Here is a 17,555-nt window from a genome sequence, read left to right on the forward strand (position 1 = left end):
GTTGAGCACCATGCCAGAGACCACCACCCCCACCACCGGGCCGCAGCAGCTCGTGATCGTCGGCGGCGGCATGGTCGCGCGCTGGCTCGTCGACGCGCTCCGTGCCCGTGACGATGCCGGCCGATGGGCCGTCACGCTGCTGTGCGAGGAGCCGCGTGCGCCGTACGACCGCGTCGCGCTCACCTCCTACTTCACCGGGCGCCACCCCGAGGACCTCGCCCTCGGCGGGCAGGAGCTGTGGGACGACCCGCTCGTCACGCTGCGCCGCGGTGTCCGGGCCGAGAACATCGACCGTGACGCGCGGACGGTGACGACGAGCACCGGCCAGGTCCTGCCCTACGACTCCCTCGTCCTCGCGACCGGCTCCTACGCCGCCGTGCCGCCTGTGCCCGGCAAGGACCTGCGCGGGGCCTTCGTCTACCGCACGATCGACGACGTCGCCGACCTGCGCGAGTTCGTCGAGACCCGCCGCGAGGAACTCGACCGGCCGGTGCGCGGCGCGGTCGTCGGCGGCGGCCTGCTCGGCCTCGAGGCGGCCGGTGCCCTGCGGGCGCTCGAGGTCGAGACGACGGTCGTGGAGTTCGCGCCGCGCCTCATGCCGCTGCAGGTCGACGAGGGAGGCGGCGAAGGCCTCAAGCGGCTCATCGAGGGTCTCGGCGTCTCGGTGCGCACCTCGACCGCGACGTCGAAGATCGTCGGCGAGCGCGGAGCCGTCTCCCGGATGAGGTTCAGCGACGGTCCCTCGCTCGACGTCGACGTCGTCGTCTTCGCCGTGGGTGTCCGTCCGCGCGACGAACTGGCCCGCGAGGCCGGTCTCGAGATCGGCGAGCGCGGCGGAGTCGTCGTCGACGACGCCTGTGCCACAGCCGATCCCGCGATCCACGCGATCGGTGAGGTCGCCTGCATCGGCGGTCGTTGCCTCGGTCTGGTCGCCCCCGGCTACACGATGGCCGAGATCGTCGCCGACCGGCTGCTCGGCGGCGCGGGGACCTTCCCCGGGGCCGACCTGTCGACCAAGCTCAAGCTCCTCGGTGTCGACGTCGCGAGCTTCGGCGATGCCTTCGCGCAGGAGCCCGGCTCGCTCGAGGTCGTCATCTCCGACCCCGTCGCGGGCGTCTACAAGAAGCTCGTCATGAGTGACGACGCCCGCACCCTGCGCGGCGGCATCCTCGTCGGCGACGCCAGCGCCTACTCCTCCCTTCGCCCGATGGTCGGCCGTGAGCTCGGCGGAGACCCCGCGGCCTACCTCCTGCCCGAGGGGGCCGCCGCGGCACCCGCCGGGGACCTGCCGGACGAGGCCGCGGTCTGCTCCTGCAACAACGTCACCGCAGGTGAGATCCGCTGTGCCGTGGGCGAAGGTGGCTGCACCGACCTCGCGGGGGTCAAGGCGTGCACCCTCGCGGGCACGAGCTGCGGCTCCTGCCTGCCGCTGGTCAAGAAGCTCGTGACGAGCGAGCTCGCCGCCGCCGGCGTCGAGGTGAGCAGTGCGCTGTGCGAGCACTTCGAGCAGTCGCGTGCCCAGCTCTTCGACATCGTCCGGGTCCAGGGGTTGCGGACCTTCAGCGAGATCATCGAGCGCCACGGGACCGGCCGCGGCTGCGACATCTGCAAGCCGGTCATCGGCTCGATCCTCGCCTCGCTCGGCACCGGGCACATCCTCGACGGCGAGCAGGCGACCCTCCAGGACACCAACGACCACGTCATGGCCAACCTGCAGAAGGACGGCTCCTACTCGGTTGTCCCGCGCATCCCGGGCGGCGAGGTGACGCCCGAGGGGCTCATCGCCATCGGCGAGGTGGCCCGGGAGTTCGGCCTCTACACGAAGATCACCGGCGGCCAGCGGATCGACCTCTTCGGTGCCCGGATGGACCAGCTGCCCGGCATCTGGCGGCGGCTGGTCGACGCCGGCTTCGAGTCGGGTCACGCCTACGGCAAGTCGCTGCGCACGGTGAAGTCCTGCGTCGGCTCGACGTGGTGCCGCTTCGGCGTGCAGGACTCCGTCGGCCTCGCGATCGACCTCGAGCTGCGCTACCGGGGCCTCCGCTCACCGCACAAGATCAAGCTCGGCGTCTCCGGGTGCGCCCGTGAGTGCGCCGAGGCCCGCGGCAAGGACGTCGGCATCATCGCCACCGACAAGGGGTGGAACCTCTACGTCGGCGGCAACGGCGGCTTCACCCCCAAGCACGCCCGCCTGCTCGCCGAGGACCTCGACACCGAGACGCTCGTGCGCACCATCGACCGCTTCCTCATGTACTACGTGCGCACCGCCGACCGCCTGCAGCGCACCGCCCCCTGGGTCGAGGAGCACGAAGGGGGTCTGGACGCGATCCGTGCCGTCGTCATGGACGACAGCCTCGGCATCGCCGACGACCTCGACGCCGCGATGGCCGCGCACGTCGGCAACTACCGCGACGAGTGGGCGGCCACGCTCGCCGACCCCGACAAGCTGGCCCGCTTCGCGTCCTTCGTCAACGCCCCGGACGCCGTCGACGACTCGCTCGCCTACGTCGGCGAGCGCGGCCAGGCCCGCCCCGCCACCCCGCAGGAACGCTCGGACGCGTCCGTCCTCATCGCCGGCACGACCCTGGAGGTCCGCTCATGACCACTGCTCCCCCGCAGACCCGGGTGCGTCTGTGCGCCCTCACCGATCTCGTCCCCGAGCGTGGCGCCGTCGCCCTCGTAGACGGACTGCAGGTCGCGCTCGTCCGCACCCACGACGACGTCGTTCACGGCATCGACAACCTCGACCCCTACAGCGGCGCCCACGTCATCGCCCGCGGGCTCGTCGGCACGCGGGGCGGGGTCCCGACGGTCATCTCACCGATGTACAAGCAGGTGTGGGACCTGCGCACGGGCGCCTGCCTCGACGGTGCCGGCAGCGACCCGGTCGACCTGCGGACCTGGCCCGTGGCGGTCGTCGACGGCGAGGTCTGGATCGAGCCGTCCAGCGACGAGGTGACGGGCTCCCCCTTCGACCGTGGCGTCACGTGAGCCTGCCGCAGCTGCTCGCCGGGTGCGTCGTCCTCGTCACCGGGGACCGGCGAGCCGGTGACCTGCGCGCCGCCCTCGAGCGGCGCGGTGCCCGGGTCGTGCACACCCCGGCGCTGACGATCGTGCCGCACACCGCCGACGCGGAGCTCGTGGAGCGGACCCGGGCACTGCTCGCCGCAACGCCCGACGTCGTCGTCGTGACGACGGCGATCGGGTTCCGCGGGTGGGTCGAGGCGGCCGACGCCGCCGGACTCGGCGAGGAGCTGCACGACGTGCTCGACGCCACCCGGATCATCGCCCGCGGGCCCAAGGCCCGGGGTGCGATCCAGGCCGCCGGGCACGACGCCGACTGGGTCGCCGAGTCGGAGACCTCCGCCGAGATCCGCGACTTCCTCATCACCGAGGGCGTTGCCGGACAACGGATCGCGGTCCAGCACCATGGCGCCGGGTGCGAGGAGCTCGACGTCGACCTCGCCGCCGCCGGTGCCTCGGTGACTCCCCTCGTCGTCTACCGGTGGGGCCCACCACCGGACGCCGACGCGGTGACCTGCGGCGTGCAGCAGGCGGCGGTCGGCGACGTCGACGTCGTCGTCTTCACCTCCGCCCCCGCCGCCGCAGCCTGGCTCGACGCCGCGCAGGACGCCGGCGTCCTGCCGTCGATCATCGGCCGGGCCAGCACCGGGCGCCTCGTCGTCGCCGCCGTCGGGCCGGTCACCGCACGTCCGCTCGAGCACGTCGGCATCGCCCCGCTGCTCCCGGAGCGGGCGCGGCTGGGGTCGCTCGTGCGCGCCGTCGTCGGTCACTACGAGGCGGTGATGGCCACCGCCGTCGAGACCGTCGCCGGACCGCTGCAGCTGCGCAGCACCGCCGCCGTCCTGGGTGATCGCGTGCTCGCCGTCTCCCCGAGCGGCATGTCCGTGCTCCACCTGCTCGTCGACGCGAAGGGGGACGTCGTCACCCGCGCCGACGTCCTCGAGGTGCTGCCGGGCGACTCCGCCAGCGGTCACGCCGTCGAGGTGGCCGTCGGCCGGCTGCGCGAGGCCATCGGGGACCGCCGCGTCGTCGAGACCGTCGTCAAGCGGGGCTACCGCCTGGCCACGGCCTGAGGCAATCCGCTTGCGGCGACGGACCACCGGGTGCTCTTCATCGAGGTGCCCGGCCCGACTCCGGCAAGAACAAGATGCACTTCGACCCGCGGCGACCGACGCCACGCAGGACGAGGAGGCCGAGCGGCTGCTCTTCCGTGCGAAGGGAGCCACCCCTCCCTTCGCCGCGCCCGGGCAGATCCGTGCCACGGTGGAGCAATGCGTGCACTCGAGGACCTCACCCGCACCCTCGACCGGCTGCTGGGCGCCGGCGACCTCGCGGGCTGGGCGGTCGGCGTGGCCGATCCCGACGGAGCGAGCGTGCGCGTGGGCGGGGCCCGCTCCCCCGGCGGAGTGCCGATGACGCCGGACACCCAGGTCGCCCTCAGCTCGAGCACCAAGCCGATCGGGGGCGTGCTCGCGCTCCGTCTGGTCGAGCTCGGAGCGCTCACCCTGGACGAGCCGGTCGCGCCCTGGCTGCCCGAGCTCGACGAGCCGCGCGTCCTCGTCGGTCCCGAGGCCGACCTCACCGCCACCGTCCCCGCCGAGCGACCGATCACGCTGCGCCACCTGTTGACGATGACCCCGGGCTTCGGGTGGGTGAGCGAACCGGGCCCGCTTGCCGACGCCCTCGCCCGTGAGCAGGTCGCCCCCGGCCCCTTCTGCCCACCCATGTCACCCGACGACTTCATGCGCCGGCTCGGCAGCCTGCCGCTGGCCGACCAGCCGGGCACGGCCTGGCGCTACCACACGAGCAGCGATGTCCTCGGGGTGCTGCTCGCCCGGGCCACGGGGACGAGCGTCCCCGAGCTGCTCACCGAGCACGTGCTGCAGCCGCTCGGGATGACCGAGACCGGCTACACCGCCACCCGCCTGGCCCCACCGCTGGCACCCGAGGAGGGAGGGCCCGGGCCCGTCGAGCTCCCGGCAGGCACCTTCGTGGCCCCACCTCCCTTCGCTTCGCTCGCCACCGGGCTCGTGTCGACCCTGCCCGACCAGCTGGCCTTCCTGCGCTCGCTCGTCGGCGGGCCCGCCGTCCTCTCGCCCGAGTCCCTCGCGGCCCTGCGCACCGGCACGCTCACCGACGAGCAGCGCCGCACCGCAGCGGGGTTCATCGAGCCGGGCTGCGACTGGGGCCTCACCGTCAGGTCCGTCCAGGCGGGCAGGTGGGCTGGGCCGGCGGCCTGGGCACCATCGGCTACGCCGACCCGGCCACTGGGCGGGCCGCCTTCCTCGCAACGGCGGTCACCGTCGACTCCCCCGCGACGATCACGGCCTTCGACAGCTTCTGGGGCCTTTTCGACTGAGCGACATGGCATCCTTCACAGGCATGGGCCGCGCACTCGTCCTCGTCGACATCCAAAACGACTTCTGCGAAGGGGGCTCCCTCGCCGTCACCGGTGGAGCCGCGGTCGCCGCACGGGCGGTTGAGCGCGTGCTCGACGACTGGCAGGGGCACGACCTCGGGCACCGCGACTACACCGCCGTCGTGGCCACCGCCGACTGGCACCACGACCCGGGCGAGCACTGGGCGGTCGACGGCGAGCCCGACTACGCGACGACCTGGCCGGTGCACTGCGCCGCCGACACCCCGGGCGCGGAGTTCCACCCCGCGCTCGAGCCGGCTCTGGCGCACCTCGACGAGGTCTTCCGCAAGGGGATGACGGACGCCGCCTACAGCGGCTTCGAGGGGGTCGCCGCCGGCGACGGGCACACCGGGCTCGCCGGCTGGTTGCGCCACCACGGCATCACCGACCTCGACGTCGCTGGCATCGCCACCGACCACTGCGTGCGCGCCACGGTCCTCGACGGGCTCCGCGAGGGCTTCGCCGTGCGCCTGCTCACCGACTCGATCGCCGGGGTCGCTCCCGCGACCACCGAGGCCGCCCTCACCGAGATGATCTCCGCCGGCGCCACGACGGACGCCTCGTGAGCGCACCCCTGCCCCCGGTCATGGCCGGGCGCACCGTCCTGATCACCGCCGACCGCCGCAGCGAGGACCTCGCCGACGCCTTCGCCCGCCGCGGCGCCGCGATCCGTCACGCGCCCGCCATGACGATCGTCCACCACAGCGACGACGAGCAGCTCGTCGACGACACCCGCGCCCTGGTCGCCGACCCGCCCGACGCGCTCGTCATCACGACGGGGGCCGGCCTGCGGGGGTGGATGGAGGCCGCCGAGGTCGCCGGTCTCGACGACGCGCTGCGCGCGGCCCTCGCCGACGCCTACATCGTCGCGCGCGGCCCCAAGGCCAAGGGAGCGCTCATCTCCCGTGGTCTGCGCGCCGACTGGGTCGCCGAGTCCGAGACCGCCGCCGAGATCATCGAGCACCTGCTCGACCGCGGTGTCGAGGGCACGACGGTCGCCGTGCAGCACCACGGCAACGGCTCCGACGGCATCGACGACGCGCTCGCGCAGGCCGGGGCGAGGGTCGCTCCCTTCGTCGTCTACCGCTGGGGTCCCGCGCCGGACCCCGCAGCGGTGACCGCATCCACCCGAGAGGCGGCTGCCGGCGAGATCGACGTCGTCGTCTTCACCTCGGCTCCTGCCGTGGCCTCGTGGTGGACCGCCGCCGAGGAGGCCGGGGTCGCCGACGAGATCGTACGCCGCTCCCGCGACGACCTGCTCGTCGCCGCCGTCGGACCGGTCACCGCGGCACCGCTACGGGCGAAGGGGGTCGAGCCGCTCGTCCCCGAGCGCAGCCGGATGGGCGCGCTGATCCGCGCGGTTCTGCTCCACTTCGGCGACGCCGTCGACTGAGCGCGTCCGTCAGCGCTGCTGACGGCCCCGGACGACCTGGGTGCCGGCGATCTTGTCGTGCAGCGCCTGACGTCGCGGGTCCTTGGCCGGCCAGATGAGGTCGGCGAGGGTGACGAAGAAGACGAGATAGCTGACCAGCGGGATGAGGGAGAAGACCCCGACCGACAGCGGCAGCAGCATCCGCATGAAGGCAGTGCCCGCGCTGATCCGCCCCGGTCGTTCGACCTTGCGGACCGAGATGCCGAGCAGCATCTTGCCCGGCGTCGCGCTGCGGGTGCTCAGGAAGCCGACGTGGTAGACGGCCTGAAGGAGCAGCGAGAGCCCCGCGGCGATGAAGAAGTACTGCCAGTCGAACATGCCGGTCAGCTCGGCGGGGGTGAGGTCGTTGACGGCGTCCTGGTTGCCGTCGAGGGCCGCGCCGTAGACGAAGTCCCAGTAGTCGGCCATCCACAGCCACCACGCCCAGCCGGTGACGAGCAGGTTGAGCACCGCGACGACGAGTCCGTCGATGAGGTAGGCGCCCGCACGGGCGCCGTAGCTCGCGAGGGGTTGCCCGTCCTCGGTCGTCGGCTCGGGGGCTGCTGCGTACCCGGAGTAACCCGAGTGGCCGGGGTGGCCGTGCGCTGTCGGCTGCTGCCACTGGGGCGCGCTCGGCTGTTGGGTCTGGCGACCGAAGACATCGGTGCCGGGAGCTGCGTGCCCGGGGACGTCACCGGCGGGCGAACCGCCCCCGACGCCGGCGGCCGGGTCGGCCGGTACCCGGGCCACCCGCGTGCTCTTGGGCTCGGTGCGGTCGCTCCAGATGATGCCGTCGAAGTACCGCAGCCGGGAGTCGTCGTCAGGATCGTCGTACCAGCCGGCGCGGTCGGGGGTGCTCATGCCCTCACGATCTCACGGCCCCCGCGTCGCCTCTGACATCCCTCGGTCCGTGCCGTCGACCACCGAGGGCGCCGGGCGCCGCGCGCGCCGCCGGTGCACCACCACGATGGTGACGACCACGGCGACGAGGGCCACGGCGGCGAGGGTGGCGCCGACCGGAGAGCGGGCCGCGGCCGCGAGCCACGCACGCGCGGCTGCCAGCCCGACGGTCGCGTAGATCGTGGCCCACACGATCGAGCCGAGGGTCACTGCCGGCAGGTATCTGCGGAGCGGCATCCGGGTCACCCCGGCGGTCGCGTTGACCGCGGTCTGGATGCCGACGGTGAAGAAGCACAGGACCACGGCGATCGGCCCCCACCGGTTGACGAGGTCGCGGGCACGCTGCCAGGCGGGTGAGCCATCCCCTTCGACCTTGCGCCATCGGCGGCTCCCGGCGGCGGCCCCGCGGCCCAGCCAGTAGGTCGCATTGGCCCGGAGCATGACGATGACGAAGAGCGCCGCGAAGGCCGCGAGGAACTGGGACCAGGTCACGCAGGCCCGCCGGCGGCTGCCTGCTCGGAGGCACGCGCCGCGCCGAGGTCGGCGAAGACCCGCCGGTTGAGCTCGAAGCTGTCGACCGCCGCGTCGAGGACCCGGCGTCGCGTGGCCTCGTCGAGCACCAGCGAGTCCAGGGTGGCCCGGTAGGAGTCCTTGTAGGGCTTCGGCTTGGGGATCTCCTCGAAGTGGTAGAACCTCAGACCCGCCGGGTCGATGCCGTAGTGCCGTTGCACCATCCGCGCGTTGATCTGCCCGCCGGACAGGTCGGGCACGATGTGGATGTCCCCGTCGGCGAGACGGCCGTCGACGTCACCGCCGCACAGACAGGCCATGTCCTGCTCGACGAAGGCCGAGCCCTCGGCGTCGTCGTGGGCCGAGGCCGTCTCGGCGCGCAGGGCGAGCGACAACGGCTGGTTCATGGGTGCTCCAGATGAGGTGAGGGTTACCTCATCCTAACTGGCGGACGCTGCCGCACGACAGGGGCGAGAAGCGCTGTCGTCCGCTCCTCGCCCCTGTCCCGACGTGGTGACGTCAGAGGTTGCCGCGCTTGTCCTGCTCGCGCTCGATCGACTCGAAGAGCGCCTTGAAGTTGCCCTTGCCGAAGCCGAGCGACCCGTGCCGCTCGATGATCTCGAAGAAGACCGTCGGCCGGTCACCCAGGGGCTTGGTGAAGATCTGCAGCAGGTAGCCGTCCTCGTCGCGGTCGACGAGGATCTTGCGCTTCTTCAGCTCCTCGATCGGCACCCGGACCTGCCCGATCCGCGCCCGCATCTCGGGGTCGTCGTAGTAGGCGTCGGGGGTGTCGAGGAACTCGACGCCCTCCGTGCGCAGCTCGTCGACGGTGCGCAGGATGTCGTTGGTCGCGAGCGCCAGGTGCTGGGCGCCGGGCCCGGTGTAGAACTCGAGGTACTCGTCGATCTGCGATTTCTTCTTCGCGATCGCCGGCTCGTTGAGCGGGAACTTCACGCGGTGGTTGCCGTTGGCGACGACCTTGGACATCAGCGCGGAGTACTCCGTCGCGATGTCGTCCCCGACGAACTCGGCCATGTTGACGAAGCCCATGACCCGGTTGTAAAAGCCGACCCACTCGTCCATCTTGCCCAGCTCGACGTTGCCGACGATGTGGTCGAGCGCCTGGAAGAGCCGCTTGGGCGCGCCCTCGCGCTTGACGAAGGCGGAGCTGCGAGCGACGTAACCCGGCAGGTAGACGCCGCCGTAGGTCTGGCCGTCGACGGTCCGCTGCACGAGCGTGTGGCGGGTCTCGCCGTAGGTCGCGATCGCGGCGGTGCGCACCGAGCCGTGCTCGTCGCTCACCGTCTCGGGCTCCTGCAGCACCGTGGCACCGGCCGCCTTGGCCCGGGCGATGCACTTGTCGACGTCGGGGACCTCGAGCGAGATGTCGACGACGCCGTCCCCGTGCGCGGTGTGGTGGGCGATGAGCGGGCTGTCCGGGCTGACCGCGCCCTTGACGACGAAGCGGATCGAGCCGGACTTGAGGACGAAGGCCTTGTGGTCGCGGTTGCCGTGCTCCGGCCCCGAGTAGCCGACGAGCTCCATGCCCCAGGCGCTCTGGTAGTAGTGCGCCGTCTGGGTCGCGTTGCCGACGACGAAGACGATGGCGTCCCAGCCCGTCACCGGGAAGGGATCACGCTCCTCGTCGTAGTCGACGAGCCCGACGAGCTGCTTGAGCTGGTCGAGGTCGAGCTCGGCCTCGCGCTCCTGCCTGGTGAGTTCAACCGCGGTGTTGGACATGGCGTCAGGATGCCGCCGCGCTCCCGGCTGTGCAACGGACCCCACGAAGGGTGCACACGCTGCGCAATCTGTTGCCGTCACGTCGGTGACACGGAGACAATGTGACCATGAGCACCGTCCCCACGCCGTCCAAGGTCGTCGACGACCTCGACGCCCGCCTCCTCGCCCTGCTCTCGACGAGCCCGACGATCGGGGTCCTCGGAGCCTCACGAGAGCTGGGCGTGGCCCGCGGCACCGTCCAGGCGCGCCTCGACCGCCTGAGGACGAAGGGAGTGATCCGCACCCTGGCCCCGACGATCGACCCGGCGGCCCTGGGCTACCCGGTCACGGCCCTGTGCACCCTCGAGATCCGCCAGCGGCTCGGGCACCAGGCCGTCGTCGACCACCTCACCGCGATCCCGGAGGTCCTCGAGATCCACAGCACGACGGGCGTCGGCGACCTGATCATCCGGATCGTCGCGACGGACAATGCCGACCTCGGCCGGGTCATCGACGCGATCATCGACGACGTGCACGTCGTGCGGGCGAGCACGTCGATCTGCCTCGTGACCCACCTCGAGATGCGCACCGGTCCCCTCGTCGAGGCGGCCGCGCGTCGGCAGTGACCGCCCGGCCGGGCGCCTCGCGTCTAGATCTTGTCGGCGAGCAGCAGCCAGGCGAAGATGATCGTCCCGATCGTCACCCCGAAGTGGGCGACCTGCGACAACCAGGGCCCGCGCGTCCACGAGTCGCCCTCGAAGGCCTCGGAGTGCCGCGACCCCGTCCGCCGCCACCGGCCGAGGAAACTCAGCCCGATGAGCGAGGCGATGACCATGCAGATGATGGCCAACCACGTCGCGCCCGTCGACGAGTGCACGTCGAGCAGCCGGAGCGAGATCAGCCCCAGCCCGACGAAGAGCGTGATCGAGTGGGCGTTGAGCGCCCACCCGGAGAAGTCGGTCATCCCACGCTCGCCCTTGGACCGCCGCAGTCGGAGCGGAGTCAGGACGAGCACGAGGACACCCAGGCCCACGAGGATCCACGCGAAGACGGTCATGGACCCATGATGCCCACACCGTCCGCCCGATAGGGGGAGGGCGGGGCGCTCAGAAGGTCACCGACGCCCGACGAACCAGCGCCGGATCCGCTCGATCCGCTCGGTCACCTGCTCGCTCGTCGCCTGGGCGAGCTCGGGCCCGCCGCAGGCGCGCCGCAGGTCCATGTGGATGTTGGCGTGCGGTGCACCGGTCTTGGTCGCATAGGCGGCGACGAGCTTGTTGAGCTCCTTGCGCTGCGAGGCCAGGGCCCGGTGGGCCGCGATCGGCGCGTCGTCGTCCTGGCGGGTGCGGCCCGTCTTCTTCGACTGCTTGGTCTGCCGCTCGCTGAGCAGCGCGTGCACCTGGTCGGGCTCGAGCAGCCCGGGCAGGCCGAGGTAGTCCTGCTCGTCCTCGGAGCCGACCTCGGCGTGCAGACCGAACTGCTGCTTGTCGTAGAGCACGTGGTCGAAGTGCGCGTCGGACTCAAGCGCCTCGAAGGACCCGAGCAGGTCGTCGCTCGCGCCGTCGGCGCGGTTGGCGGCGGCGAGCATGCCCTCCTCCTCCGACCACAGGGGCGCCTCGTCCTCGGCGGCCTCGGGCCGGTCGAGGGCGTGGTCACGCTGCTCCTCGAGGGTGCCGGCGTGGGCGAGGATCACCGGGACGCTCGGCAGGAAGACGCTCGCGGTCTCACCGCGACCACGGGCCCGCACGAAGCGCCCCACGGCCTGGGCGAAGAAGAGCGGGGTCGACGTCGACGTCGCGTAGACGCCGACGCACAGGCGGGGCACGTCGACCCCTTCGCTCACCATGCGCACCGCGACGAGCCAGCGCGACGTGCTCGCGGAGTAGTCCTCGATCTTCTGCGAGGCGCCGTTGTCGTCGGACAGGACGACGGTGGGCTTCTCGCCGGTGAGCTCGGTGAGGATCCGCGCGTAGGCACGGGCCTGGGTCTGGTTGGTCGCGATGACCATCGCGCCGGCGTCGGGCACACCGCGACGCACCTCGGTCAGCCGCTTGTCGGCGGCGGCGAGGACCGACGGGATCCACTCCCCCTTCGGGTCCAGCGCGGTGCGCCAGGCCTGGGCCACGAGGTCCTTGGTCATCGGCTCGCCGAGCCGCGCGGCCACCTCGTCGCCGGCGCGGGTGCGCCAGCGCATCGCCCCGCCGTAGGCCATGAAGAGCACCGGCCGGACCACGCCGTCGCGCAGGGCCTCGGAGTAGCCGTAGGTGTAGTCGCTGCTCGACCGGAGGATCCCGTCGTCGCCGTACTCGTAGCCGACGAAGGGGATGGGGTTGGTGTCGGAGCGGAAGGGGGTCCCGGTGAGCGAGAGCCGCCGGACCGCGGGCTCGAAGGCCTGGCGGATGCCGTCACCCCACGACTTGTTGTCACCGCCGTGGTGGATCTCGTCGAGGATGACGAGGGTCCGCTCGGCCCTGGTGCGGCTCTCATGGACCGAAGGGCGGGACGCCACCTGGGCGTAGGTGACGGCCACCCCGTCGTAGTCGCTCGAGGTCACCGCGGTCGTGTTGGAGAACTTGGGGTCGAGGTGGATGCCGACCCGCGCCGCGGCGTCGGCCCACTGGGTCTTGAGGTGCTCCGTCGGCGCGACGACGGTCACGCCGGTGACCTCACCCGCGCTGAGCAGCTCGGCCGCCACCCGCAGCGCGAAGGTCGTCTTGCCGGCCCCCGGGGTCGCGACGGCGAGGAAGTCGGTGCGACCGGACTGCAGGTAGAGCTTGAGGGCCTCGGCCTGCCAGGCACGCAGGGCTCCGGCGGTACCCCACGCCGCCCGTCTCGGGAAGGCGGGTGACAGGTGGGACGCAGCAGACTGACTCATCGCAGGGTCACCTTAGATCGCCGAGGTGACGTCCTCCCAAACGGTCCGTCAGGACCGCGCGTCCTGGGCGACCATCGTCTGCAGGCCGGTGCCGATCTCACCGTGACGGTCGGCGAGCGTCGTGCGGACCGTGCCGTCGCGGGTCGACGGTCATGGTGATCCCGCCGCCCGAGTCGGCGAGCACGAGCGTGCGCTCCCACGGGCTCGGCTCCTCGTCGGGCAGCAGCGGGACGAGCTGGCGCCCCCACGCGGTCGCGGTGCCGCCGGTACCGACCCCACCCTCGACGAAGCGCCATTCGATGACCGCCACGTAGCCGTCGGCGTGCATGCCCGGCAGCTCCAAGCGCGACGAGGTGTCGGTGGCACCGGGCACCGCACCGATGCCCTCGGCGCGTCGCCGGTGAGGCGCGGGAAGTCCTCGTGCGCCCGCGTGATCCGCCAGGCTCGGGCGTGCGCGGCGTCTTGCGAGGCCTCGGCGTCCCGGGCGTGGTCGAGCGTCGACCGCAGGTCGCCGCGGGAGTCGAAGGTGGTCTCGTCGAGCTGACGGTAGAAGGACTCCACTCCGGCGGTCAGTCCTCTCCGTCCTGCGGGTCGCGCAGACCGTCGTAGATCTCCTTGCAGATGGGGCAGACGGGGAACTTCTCCGGGTCGCGACCGGGGACCCACGTCTTGCCGCACAGCGCCTTGACCGGCTCCCCCGAGAGAGCGCTCTCGAGGATCTTCTCCTTGCGCACGTAGTGGCTGAAGCGCTCGTGGTCGCCCGGCTCGGCCAGCTGCGGCGTGGGCTCCGTCCGCTCGAGGACCGAGGTCGACGTCGAGGGACCGCCGGGGTCGGCGATCGGGCCTCCGGGCTGGCTGGGGTCGGCAGGCGTGCTCATGCCTCCATCGTAGGACGCGGCCCGCTTCCCTTCCCCCGCGAGGGCGCCCCTGCCACCCGACTGCCCGAGTGGGTCTCCCCGGTCAGCCTGACGGCGTTGGTGTCACCCGGTCCCCCTTCTCCGGGCAACCGGGTGGCGCCAACGCCGACAGGTGACAGCAACGCTGCCAGCCGCCCGCGCGAGGTCAGTTGAGGTCCGGGTCGACCGGGTAGGTCGACACCCATCCGAGCGAGCCGCCCTGGCGCCGCAGCACCCGCCGCCACAGGGTCGTCGGGTCCTCGTCGAAGACGTCACCGATCTCGGCGTCGACGACATACCAGCCGCCTCGGGCGCGCTCCCCCGCCAGCTGCTCGGCGCTCCAGCCGGAGTAGCCGGCGAAGATCCGCAGGGCGCTCACCTGGGGCCAGATGATCTCCTGCGGCGAGTCGAGGTCGACGAGCGAGATCGCGCCGAAGAGCCGCTTGATCCCCGGCGGGGGCTCCTGGTCACCCGGCAGCCCGGCGATGCCGATGGCCGAGTCCAGCTGGACAGGACCACCCTGGAAGACCAGCTGCGGGGCGCTGGCACCCGACTGCCAGCCGGGCAGGACGTCGTCGACCGGGGTGTCGAGCGGACGGTTGAGGATGACGCCCTCGGCGGTCTCGTCGTCGTGCTGCAGCACGAGCACGACGCTGCGGGCGAAGAGGTCGTCCGTCAGGTCGGGCGTCGCCACGAGCAGCTTGCCGGCGAGCGAGGTGTCCATGCTCCGACCCTAGTCGCGCGGGCGACCCCGGTAACCGCCCTGTCGCCCGCCACGGCCGCCGCCACCGCCGGCACCGCGACCACCACGACCGCCGCCGCGGTGCTCCCGGGCTCCGCGCGGTCCGCGGGTGCCGGAGTGTCGGCGGGCCGGTCGGGGGTCGACGAGCTTGCGGAAGTCCGCGTCGGAGATCGGCTCCCCGCTCGGCTCGGTGGCGCCCATGGCCGTGAGGACCTCGTCGTCGAGCGCGGTCTTCGTCGGACGCGCCTCGATGCCGGCCTGGTCGGCCATCCGGGTGACCTCCTTGCGCTGGTGCGGCAGGACGAGCGTGACGACGACGCCTGCCTCGCCGGCGCGCGCCGTGCGGCCCGCCCGGTGCAGGTAGTCCTTGTGGTCGCCCGGGGGGTCGACCTGCATGACGAGCGAGACGTTGTCGACGTGGATGCCGCGCGCGGCGACGTCAGTGGCGACGAGCACCGGCAGGGTGCCGCTGCGGAAGGCGCCGATCGTCTTGTTGCGGGCGGACTGGGTCAGCCCGCCGTGCAGCGGCGCGGCCGCCACACCCGCGTCACGCAGCTCGCCGGCGATCCGCTCGCAGCCGAGCTTGGTGCGGGCGAAGATCACGGTGCGGCCGGGGCGCGAGGCGATCCGGGCGGTGATCTGCTTCTTGATGTTGGGCTCGATGAGCAGCAGGTGGTGGTCCATCGTCGAAACGCTCGCGGCGGCCTCGTCGGTGCTGTGGGTCACCGGGTCGCTCATGTAGCGGTCGACGAGGTCACCGACCCCGCGGTCGAGCGTCGCGGAGAAGAGCAGTCGCTGCCCGCCGTCGGCGCAGTCGTCGAGGATGCGGGTGACGTCGGGCAGGAAGCCCATGTCGGCCATGTGGTCGGCCTCGTCGAGGACGGCGACCTCGACCTCGTCGAGCGTCAGGGCGCCCCGGTCGAGCAGATCGACCAGGCGTCCCGGCGTCGCGATGAGGACGTCCACGCCCTTGTCGAGAGCCGCGGTCTGACCCGTGTAGGACAGTCCACCGGCGACGAGCTTGATCCGCAGGCCGCTCACGTGCACGAGCGGCTCGAGCGAGTCGCTCACCTGCATGGCCAGCTCACGGGTCGGCACGAGGACCAGACCGCGCGGCTTGCGGCTGCGCGCCCGGCCGCCGGCGAGGCGGGCGAGCATCGGCAGGCCGAAGGCGAGCGTCTTGCCCGACCCGGTCTGACCGCGGCCGAGCACGTCCTTGCCCGCAGAGGGCGTCGGGGATCGCGGCGGCATGGATGGCGAAGGGGGTGGTGATGGCATCGCGGGCGAGCCGCTCCACGAGGACCTCGGGCAGCCCGAGGGCGGCGAAGCCGTTGTCCTCGGCGACCTCGACGGGGCCGGTCAGTGAGGTGCGGGCGGACGACGTCCAGGTGTCCGCCTCCTGACGCAGCACGTCCGGGTCCTCGACCTGCTCGGTCCGAGGGGCGCAGCCGCGCTGCTGCTGCTCGCGCTCGAAGCGCGGCTTCGCGCCACGGCGACGGTCACCGCGGTCGTCGCGGCGCTGGAAGCCACGGTCGTCCCGCTCGCGACGCTGGTACCCGCCGCGGTCGTCCCGGCGCTGGTAGCCACCCCGGTCGTCGGAGCGGTCGTCGCGGCGCGGTCGCCCGCCGCGGTCCTCACGCCGCTCCCAGGTCCGCTGGCCGCGGTCCTCGGTCCCGTCGCGTCGCACGCGCTTGGGGCGGTCGCCGGCGGGCACGTCGTCGCGGTCGCGCCAGCGGTCCTTGCCCCGAGGGGCCTCGGTCGGGGCCTGGCCGCGGTGATAGGGCTTCTTCGGACCCTTGGTCACGGCCTTCTTCTTGGCGGCGTTCTTCTGGGCGGTGGTCCAGCGGGCTTTTTTCTTCGCAGGCACGGGTCGACTCTCTCGGTCTGTGTGTGATGGGTAAACCCGCAACTCCGGCGCGGGTCGACACAGCAGAGGTCGAGGCGATCGTGCGAGCTTCTATGGCCGGCGACGTCGTGGGCGCCGAACCACAAATAGTACCCCTATTGCGGCCATCGCGGTCCCGGCGAGGTCGGCGGCGACGTCCCACGGGTCGCCCGAGCGCTGCGCGAGGGCGGTGTGCTGGATGATCTCGCTCACAGGGGCGTGGACGGCGCAGAGCGCCACGACAACGGGCCACCACCCCCTTCGCCCGAGACCTGCGACGAGGACCGGCAGGGCGAAGACCATCGCGTGAACCGCCTTGTCCCCGTGCGGTATCGGGGATGGCGGGCCGGGCGCCTCGGGTGCGTAGAGCACGACGGCCTGCACCACGACGGCCAGCGCCACCGCTGCGGTGACGAGATGTCGCCGAGGTGTCGAGGGGGTCACCGTGACAGCACAGCACACCACCGGCACCACCCCCAGGGCCGGTCCGGCCTACAGTTGAGGTCATGAGCAAGATCACCGAACTCGATCTCGAGAGCTTCCGCTCCGCCGTCACCGGCGAGGGAACGGTCATCGTCGACTTCTGGGCGAGCTGGTGCGGCCCGTGCCGTCAGTTCGCCCCGGTCTTCGAGGCTGCGGCGGACGCCCGGGACGACATCACCTTCGGCAAGGTCGACATCGACGACAACCCGGAGCTGGCGTCGATGGCCAATGTCTCGTCCGTGCCGACCCTCATGGCCTTCCGCGACGGCATCCTGCTGCACCAGAGCGCCGGGGCGCTGCCCAAGGCGCAGTTCGACCAGCTCCTCGATGCCGTCCAGGACGTCGACATGGACGAAGTCAAGGCGCAGGTCGCCGCCAACGAGACCTCGCAGGGCTGAGCGCAGGCGCACCCGACCTTAGGCAGCAGACCGAAGGGGGTGGCGCGCACCCGGATCCTGTGGTTGCGTGGAGGACCACCCACCACATCAGGAGGATTCATGGGCATCGGCGACAAGATCGACAACGCCAAGGACCAGCTCGTCGGCAAGGCCAAGGGCGCGGCCGGCGACGCCACCGACAACGAGGACCTGCAGGCCGAGGGCCAGGTCCAGGAGACCAAGGGCGACCTCAAGGCCGCCGGCGAAAAGGTCAAGGACGCCTTCAAGTGACCCGCTGACCACGGACATGACGA

General features: G+C 72.2%; 20 protein-coding genes. 9 read left to right on the forward strand and 11 right to left on the reverse strand.

Annotation, left to right across the window (positions count from 1 at the left end; genetic code table 11):
- Window positions 1–10: 10 nt before the first annotated feature.
- The 6 genes from nirB to H7A72_RS10895 all read left to right on the forward strand — a co-directional run bounded on the left by nirB (window position 11) and on the right by H7A72_RS10895 (window position 6,836).
- A complete protein-coding gene (gene nirB, locus H7A72_RS10870; protein WP_185220521.1) occupies window positions 11–2,602 on the forward strand; it encodes a nitrite reductase large subunit NirB in 2,592 nt (863 codons plus the stop codon).
- Window positions 2,599–2,991 (forward strand): nitrite reductase small subunit NirD, encoded by a 393-nt coding sequence (gene nirD, locus H7A72_RS10875; RefSeq protein WP_084452209.1) that lies wholly within the window; start codon window positions 2,599–2,601, stop codon window positions 2,989–2,991. Before nirB ends, nirD begins: the two co-directional genes overlap by 4 nt.
- Window positions 2,988–4,097 (forward strand): uroporphyrinogen-III synthase, encoded by a 1,110-nt coding sequence (locus H7A72_RS10880; protein ID WP_185220522.1) that lies wholly within the window; start codon window positions 2,988–2,990, stop codon window positions 4,095–4,097. The genes nirD and H7A72_RS10880 overlap by 4 nt, the downstream gene beginning before the upstream one ends.
- Window positions 4,098–4,295: 198 nt before the next feature.
- A complete protein-coding gene (locus tag H7A72_RS10885) occupies window positions 4,296–5,507 on the forward strand; it encodes a serine hydrolase (protein WP_185220523.1) in 1,212 nt (403 codons plus the stop codon).
- A complete protein-coding gene (locus H7A72_RS10890; RefSeq protein WP_185220524.1) occupies window positions 5,407–6,009 on the forward strand; it encodes an isochorismatase family protein in 603 nt (200 codons plus the stop codon). Before H7A72_RS10885 ends, H7A72_RS10890 begins: the two co-directional genes overlap by 101 nt.
- Window positions 6,006–6,836 carry a uroporphyrinogen-III synthase gene (locus H7A72_RS10895; RefSeq protein WP_223277612.1) on the forward strand — a complete coding sequence of 277 codons (831 nt, stop codon included), beginning with the start codon at window positions 6,006–6,008 and terminating at the stop codon, window positions 6,834–6,836. The genes H7A72_RS10890 and H7A72_RS10895 overlap by 4 nt, the downstream gene beginning before the upstream one ends.
- A 9-nt stretch (window positions 6,837–6,845) precedes the next feature.
- Here H7A72_RS10895 and H7A72_RS10900 read toward each other — a convergent pair whose 3' ends face one another.
- The 4 genes from H7A72_RS10900 to hppD all read right to left on the reverse strand — a co-directional run bounded on the left by H7A72_RS10900 (window position 6,846) and on the right by hppD (window position 10,004).
- Window positions 6,846–7,715 carry an RDD family protein gene (locus H7A72_RS10900; RefSeq protein WP_185222370.1) on the reverse strand — a complete coding sequence of 290 codons (870 nt, stop codon included), beginning with the start codon at window positions 7,713–7,715 and terminating at the stop codon, window positions 6,846–6,848.
- A 12-nt stretch (window positions 7,716–7,727) separates the two neighbouring features.
- Window positions 7,728–8,246, reverse strand: a complete 519-nt coding sequence (locus H7A72_RS10905) for a DedA family protein (protein ID WP_185220525.1) — start codon at window positions 8,244–8,246, stop codon at window positions 7,728–7,730.
- The gene (locus H7A72_RS10910; RefSeq protein ID WP_185220526.1) at window positions 8,243–8,671 is read right to left on the reverse strand and encodes a biliverdin-producing heme oxygenase; all 429 of its coding nucleotides are present in this window, start codon (window positions 8,669–8,671) and stop codon (window positions 8,243–8,245) included. The genes H7A72_RS10905 and H7A72_RS10910 overlap by 4 nt, the downstream gene beginning before the upstream one ends.
- Before the next feature lie 112 nt (window positions 8,672–8,783).
- Window positions 8,784–10,004 carry a 4-hydroxyphenylpyruvate dioxygenase gene (hppD, locus tag H7A72_RS10915; RefSeq protein ID WP_185220527.1) on the reverse strand — a complete coding sequence of 407 codons (1,221 nt, stop codon included), beginning with the start codon at window positions 10,002–10,004 and terminating at the stop codon, window positions 8,784–8,786.
- A gap of 107 nt (window positions 10,005–10,111) precedes the next feature.
- On the opposite strand from hppD, the gene H7A72_RS10920 reads away from it, so the two are divergent.
- Window positions 10,112–10,609, forward strand: coding sequence for an Lrp/AsnC family transcriptional regulator (locus H7A72_RS10920; RefSeq protein WP_072626278.1), 498 nt, complete (start codon window positions 10,112–10,114; stop codon window positions 10,607–10,609).
- Between the two features lie 23 nt (window positions 10,610–10,632).
- Here the strand turns inward: H7A72_RS10920 and H7A72_RS10925 are convergent, their stop codons facing one another.
- The 7 genes from H7A72_RS10925 to H7A72_RS10955 all read right to left on the reverse strand — a co-directional run bounded on the left by H7A72_RS10925 (window position 10,633) and on the right by H7A72_RS10955 (window position 16,825).
- Window positions 10,633–11,040, reverse strand: coding sequence for a hypothetical protein (locus tag H7A72_RS10925; protein WP_185220528.1), 408 nt, complete (start codon window positions 11,038–11,040; stop codon window positions 10,633–10,635).
- Window positions 11,041–11,097: 57 nt separating this feature from the next.
- Entirely contained in the window at window positions 11,098–12,858 is a 1,761-nt protein-coding gene (locus H7A72_RS10930) for a DEAD/DEAH box helicase (protein ID WP_185220529.1), read from the reverse strand.
- A 97-nt stretch (window positions 12,859–12,955) separates the two neighbouring features.
- Window positions 12,956–13,231 (reverse strand): hypothetical protein, encoded by a 276-nt coding sequence (locus tag H7A72_RS10935; protein WP_084452189.1) that lies wholly within the window; start codon window positions 13,229–13,231, stop codon window positions 12,956–12,958.
- Between the two features lie 196 nt (window positions 13,232–13,427).
- Window positions 13,428–13,736 carry a DUF3039 domain-containing protein gene (locus H7A72_RS10940; RefSeq protein WP_072625111.1) on the reverse strand — a complete coding sequence of 103 codons (309 nt, stop codon included), beginning with the start codon at window positions 13,734–13,736 and terminating at the stop codon, window positions 13,428–13,430.
- Window positions 13,737–13,920: 184 nt separating this feature from the next.
- Window positions 13,921–14,478, reverse strand: coding sequence for a YqgE/AlgH family protein (locus tag H7A72_RS10945; protein WP_185220530.1), 558 nt, complete (start codon window positions 14,476–14,478; stop codon window positions 13,921–13,923).
- A 9-nt stretch (window positions 14,479–14,487) separates the two neighbouring features.
- On the reverse strand, window positions 14,488–15,747 hold the full coding sequence (locus H7A72_RS10950) for a DEAD/DEAH box helicase (protein ID WP_223277613.1): 1,260 nt from the start codon (window positions 15,745–15,747) through the stop codon (window positions 14,488–14,490).
- A gap of 706 nt (window positions 15,748–16,453) precedes the next feature.
- On the reverse strand, window positions 16,454–16,825 hold the full coding sequence (locus tag H7A72_RS10955; RefSeq protein WP_143445590.1) for a VanZ family protein: 372 nt from the start codon (window positions 16,823–16,825) through the stop codon (window positions 16,454–16,456).
- A gap of 62 nt (window positions 16,826–16,887) precedes the next feature.
- Between H7A72_RS10955 and trxA the strand changes: the two genes are divergently transcribed.
- Together trxA and H7A72_RS10965 are read left to right on the forward strand one after the other, a co-directional pair.
- On the forward strand, window positions 16,888–17,262 hold the full coding sequence (trxA, locus tag H7A72_RS10960; protein ID WP_084452185.1) for a thioredoxin: 375 nt from the start codon (window positions 16,888–16,890) through the stop codon (window positions 17,260–17,262).
- Between the two features lie 99 nt (window positions 17,263–17,361).
- A complete protein-coding gene (locus tag H7A72_RS10965) occupies window positions 17,362–17,532 on the forward strand; it encodes a CsbD family protein (protein ID WP_084452183.1) in 171 nt (56 codons plus the stop codon).
- Window positions 17,533–17,555 lie beyond the last annotated feature (23 nt).

Source organism: Janibacter sp. YB324 (assembly GCF_014217915.1).
Taxonomy (GTDB): Bacteria; Actinomycetota; Actinomycetes; order Actinomycetales; family Dermatophilaceae; genus Janibacter; species Janibacter indicus.

Coding starts and splice junctions, on each gene's coding strand:
- nirB (WP_185220521.1), top strand. CDS start 11: ATGCCAGAGACCACCACCCCCACCACCGGGCCGCAGCAGCTCGTGATC.
- nirD (WP_084452209.1), top strand. CDS start 2,599: ATGACCACTGCTCCCCCGCAGACCCGGGTGCGTCTGTGCGCCCTCACC.
- H7A72_RS10885 (WP_185220523.1), top strand. CDS start 4,296: ATGCGTGCACTCGAGGACCTCACCCGCACCCTCGACCGGCTGCTGGGC.
- H7A72_RS10890 (WP_185220524.1), top strand. CDS start 5,407: ATGGGCCGCGCACTCGTCCTCGTCGACATCCAAAACGACTTCTGCGAA.
- H7A72_RS10900 (WP_185222370.1), bottom strand. CDS start 7,715: ATGAGCACCCCCGACCGCGCCGGCTGGTACGACGATCCTGACGACGAC.
- H7A72_RS10910 (WP_185220526.1), bottom strand. CDS start 8,671: ATGAACCAGCCGTTGTCGCTCGCCCTGCGCGCCGAGACGGCCTCGGCC.
- hppD (WP_185220527.1), bottom strand. CDS start 10,004: ATGTCCAACACCGCGGTTGAACTCACCAGGCAGGAGCGCGAGGCCGAG.
- H7A72_RS10920 (WP_072626278.1), top strand. CDS start 10,112: ATGAGCACCGTCCCCACGCCGTCCAAGGTCGTCGACGACCTCGACGCC.
- H7A72_RS10925 (WP_185220528.1), bottom strand. CDS start 11,040: ATGACCGTCTTCGCGTGGATCCTCGTGGGCCTGGGTGTCCTCGTGCTC.
- H7A72_RS10930 (WP_185220529.1), bottom strand. CDS start 12,858: ATGAGTCAGTCTGCTGCGTCCCACCTGTCACCCGCCTTCCCGAGACGG.
- H7A72_RS10940 (WP_072625111.1), bottom strand. CDS start 13,736: ATGAGCACGCCTGCCGACCCCAGCCAGCCCGGAGGCCCGATCGCCGAC.
- H7A72_RS10945 (WP_185220530.1), bottom strand. CDS start 14,478: ATGGACACCTCGCTCGCCGGCAAGCTGCTCGTGGCGACGCCCGACCTG.
- H7A72_RS10950 (WP_223277613.1), bottom strand. CDS start 15,747: ATGCCGCCGCGATCCCCGACGCCCTCTGCGGGCAAGGACGTGCTCGGC.
- trxA (WP_084452185.1), top strand. CDS start 16,888: ATGAGCAAGATCACCGAACTCGATCTCGAGAGCTTCCGCTCCGCCGTC.
- H7A72_RS10965 (WP_084452183.1), top strand. CDS start 17,362: ATGGGCATCGGCGACAAGATCGACAACGCCAAGGACCAGCTCGTCGGC.